The sequence below is a fragment of the Acidithiobacillus ferriphilus genome, from assembly GCF_018854775.1.
GTDB classification, from domain to species: Bacteria; Pseudomonadota; Gammaproteobacteria; order Acidithiobacillales; family Acidithiobacillaceae; genus Acidithiobacillus; species Acidithiobacillus ferriphilus.
In genome coordinates this window covers 1-3,321 of the sequence record NZ_JAAZTY010000220.1, presented here as the reverse complement: position 1 = coordinate 3,321, position 3,321 = coordinate 1, and the positions used below count along the sequence as shown (strand labels likewise).

Genomic DNA, 3,321 nt, shown 5'->3' with positions numbered 1-3,321 from the left:
CGTCAGGCGCAGGACTTCCTGAAAATGCCGCTGATCATCGAAAACACCGCCTACTACGGCGGATTCCGCCATAGCGCGCTCACCGAGCTGGAGTTTTTGCTGGCCGTGCTGGAAGAGGCGGATTGCCGCCTGCTCCTTGATCTCAACAACCTCTACGTCAACAGCGTCAACCACCACTACGACGCGGCGGATTTTCTGCGTGCGTTACCCGCCGGACGTATCGTCTATCAGCACCTTGCCGGCCATGCCCGGCACCCACAGGGCTGGCTCATCGACACCCACGATGCGGCGGTCGAGGCGCCGGTCTGGGATCTGCTGCGCCGCAGTGAACAGATCTTCGGCCCCCTGCCCACCCTGCTGGAATGGGATAACCAGATTCCTCCCCTGCCCCGGCTCCTGGAGGAACTCCAGAATGTGCGCCCAGTGCAGGAAGCTCGTGGCGCAGCCTGAATCCGGCAGTGACCGGGCGCTGACCACGGCCCTCGCCGCGCATTTGCGCGCGCCCGCGGATCAGAACTGCCCCGCGGACTTCGATTTCCAGGCGGCGGAATTATACCGCGAACTGCTCGTCGGCAATTTTGCGGCGGCTCTGCAAGCCTGCTTCCCCCTCTGGATACGGGCGATGGGTGAGGCGCAGTGGCTGGCGTGGCGAGACGCCTTCATCGCCGAACACGCCTGTCGCAGCCCCTTTTTCCGGCAGATACCCGACGAATTTCTCGCGTACCTGTCTGCCCGGCAGGCAGACCTTGCGGCAACGCTCCCCTATGCCCTCGAACTCGCCCATCTGGAATGGCTGGAGCTTACCCTGGGTATCGCCGAGACCGATCTGCCTCCCCAATGCGACCCCGACGGCGACCCCTGGACCAGCACCGCCATTCTGAATCCGGTGCATGCCCTGCTACAATACCGTTACCCGGTGCAACGGCTGATTCTCGATCCGTCCTTCACCACGGCGCCGGGGCTCGCACCGGAGCCCAGCCCCCTCTTTCTCTATCGTGATGCGGAGGATGTCGTGCAGATGATCGTGCTGGACGCCCTTGGTCTCCGCCTTTTCGCTACACTGCGCGAAACGCCCATGCCCGGTGCCACCCTTTTCGCCCAGTGGCAGGAGTGCGGCCTGTTGGAGCAAGCGACGGACCTGCGCAGCCTGGAGGCAAGCATTCGCGTTTTTCTGCAACGGATGCGGTCCGCAGGGGCCATTCTCGGCACTATACCTACGCCTCCATGAGCCACCCGGAAATCGAACCGGGCTTTATCGTTCTCCACGGCGACCGCCTGGAATGGCTCAGCGATGCGGTCCTGGAGTGGCTGCGCGAGCACCCGTTGCGGCCGCTGGAAGAGGAAATCTTTCTCGTCCAGAGCAACGGCATCGCCGAGTGGCTGCAATGGACCCTGGCGGCCCATGAGGGCATCTGTGCGGCGGTGCGCGTCGCCCTGCCGGGGCGTTTTCTCTGGGAAAGCTATGGACGGGTGCTGGGCACCGGCATCGTCTCGGCCCGCTCGCCGCTGGACAAGGCCCCCCTCACCTGGCGACTGATGCGGCTCTTGCCGGAATTGCTGCCCCAACCCGATTTCGCCCCTCTGCGGCATTTTCTGGGGCAATCGCAACGACCTGGCGGTGCATTGGAACGGCGCTGGCAAATGGCCGCCCAAATCGCCGACCTCTTCGACCAGTACCAGGTCTATCGTGGCGACTGGCTGGCGGACTGGGCCGCCGACCAGTCGTCCCTGCGCCGTGGCGATGGCGAACGTATGGCCTTGCCCACCGACCAGCGCTGGCAACCCCGGCTCTGGTCGGCGTTGCGGCACGACCTGCAATGCCGCGAACAGGCTCAGGCACTGGGTCGGGCGCAGGTGCATGACCAGTTTCTCGCGGCTCTGAACGCCGGGCATCCCCCCGCTACACCGTTGCCCAGCCGCGTTATTCTCTTCGGGGCGGCCACTCTGCCGGAGCAGAGCCTGACGGCGCTGGCCGCGCTCGGGCAGCAGATGCAGGTGATTCTCGCGGTACCCAACCCCTGCCGCTATCACTGGGCCGATATCGTCTCGGGACGCGAATTGCTGCGGCGCGAACGCCGTCGCCAGGCGTTGCGCAACGACCGTGATCTGTCGGCCGTTGCGCCCGCAGATCTGCATGTGGAAAGCAATCCCCTGCTCGCGGCCTGGGGTCGTCAGGGCCGGGATTTTCTCAATCTGCTGGACCAGTTCGATGAAACGGCAGCGCTGCGGCAACGGATGGACATCCCGCGCATCGACCTCTTCAGCGAAGATCAGGGCGGCCCCCTCCTGCGCCAGTTGCAGGTGCAAATCCGTGATCTGGAGGGCATCAGGCCGGAAACCTGCACCGCGCTGGACGATAACGATCACTCCGTGGTCTTCCATATCGCCCACAGCGCCCTGCGCGAGGTGCAAATTCTCCACGATCAACTGCTGGACCGCTTCGCCACCGGCAAGCTACAGCCCCGCGACGTGATCGTCATGGTGCCGGAGATCGGTAGTTTTGCACCCCTCATCCGCGCCACCTTCGACCAGTATGATCGGAAGGATAAGCGTTACATTCCCTACCACATCGTCGACTTGCAAGCCCGCGACGAACAGTCCTTGCTCCAGGCCCTGGACTGGCTGCTGCATTTGCCCGAACAGCGCTGCCGGCAAAGCGAAATCCGCGATCTCCTCAACTGCCCCGCCCTGCGCCGCCGCTTTGCTCTGGAACTGGAAGACCTGCCCATCGTGCAGCACTGGCTGGCAGGCGCCGGCTGGCGCTGGGGCCTCTCGGCGGAACAACGCGCCGCCCTGGGCCTGCCCCATTGCGGTCCCCAGAACAGCGGCGAATTTGCCCTGCAACGCCTCTGTCTCGGTTATGCCAACGGCGACGACAGCCATTTCGCCGACATCGAGGCCTACGGCGAGGTGGGCGGGCTGGACGCCGCGCTCCTCGGCCCCCTCAGTCAATTGCTGAAGAGGCTGGAGCACTGGCAGCATGTTTTGGCTGAGTCCCTGATACCGGAGCACTGGGGCGAAGCGGCTCGCGCCCTGCTCACGGACTTTTTCAGCGCCAGCGATGACGACGACGAAGTCCTCCTGCAAAACCTGGAAGAGGTCCTGCGTCAATGGCAGGCGGATTGCGCGGCGGCAGATTTTAACGAAGTACTCCCCCTCGCCGTGTTTCGCGGCGCCTGGCTGGAAATGCTGGATGCCCCGGATTTAGGGCGCAGTTTTCTCGGCGGTGGCGTCACCTTTTGCACCCTCCTGCCTATGCGCGCGGTGCCCTACCCGCTGGTCTGCCTGCTCGGCATGAACGAGGGCGACTACCCCCGGCGT

General features: G+C 64.5%; 3 protein-coding genes. All 3 read left to right on the top strand.

The window, feature by feature from the left end; translation table 11 throughout:
- Positions 1 to 450 (top strand): multinuclear nonheme iron-dependent oxidase (locus HF921_RS12535; RefSeq protein ID WP_215893932.1); only part of this gene is annotated, 450 nt, incomplete at its 5' end.
- Positions 437 to 1,228, top strand: a complete 792-nt coding sequence (locus tag HF921_RS12530) for an HvfC family RiPP maturation protein (RefSeq protein WP_319025496.1) — start codon at positions 437 to 439, stop codon at positions 1,226 to 1,228. The genes HF921_RS12535 and HF921_RS12530, both read left to right, overlap by 14 nt.
- Positions 1,225 to 3,321, top strand: a 2,097-nt coding sequence (recC, locus tag HF921_RS12525; RefSeq protein ID WP_215893930.1) for an exodeoxyribonuclease V subunit gamma, incomplete at its 3' end; no start/stop codon positions are given. The genes HF921_RS12530 and recC, both read left to right, overlap by 4 nt.